Origin of the sequence: Kocuria sp. KRD140, assembly GCF_017168375.1 — a bacterium.
GTDB lineage: Bacteria > Actinomycetota > Actinomycetes > Actinomycetales > Micrococcaceae > Kocuria > Kocuria marina.
This window is the reverse complement of sequence record NZ_JABFAW010000032.1, coordinates 1-390: the sequence shown is the minus strand read 5'-3', so window position 1 is coordinate 390 and position 390 is coordinate 1. Positions and strand designations below refer to the sequence as shown.

The 390-nt window shown below is 27.9% G+C and carries 1 protein-coding gene; it reads left to right on the top strand.

Going from position 1 to position 390, the window contains the following annotated elements; translation table 11 throughout:
- Window positions 1-60 precede the first annotated feature (60 nt).
- Window positions 61-390 (top strand): ATP-binding cassette domain-containing protein (locus tag J1M36_RS12525; RefSeq protein WP_206480054.1); only part of this gene is annotated, 330 nt, incomplete at its 3' end.

Sequence of the window (390 nt, the reverse complement as noted above, 5' to 3'; positions counted from 1 at the left end):
GCGTTCGATAGAATACATTACAAAAGATATTCCTAGCTTTTTAAAATGAGGTGACCGATAGTGATAAAACTTGAAAATGTTTTTGTAAAAAAAGGTAATAAAAACATTTTAGACGGATGTAACTTTAATTTTGAAAAAGGAAAATCATATGCTTTAGTTGGAGAAAGTGGCGCTGGAAAATCTACTTTACTTAACATAATCGCTGGGTTCGAAGATGTATCACAAGGAAGCATATATATTGAAGATAAGTTACTAAAAAAGAAAGTCGATTTTTATAGATATACGTTAGGGTATTTGTTTCAAAATTTTGCTTTACTTGAAAATCAAACAATCAGTCAAAATTTAGATTTAGCCCTAAAGTTCAAAAAGAATAAAAAAGATAATATGAAC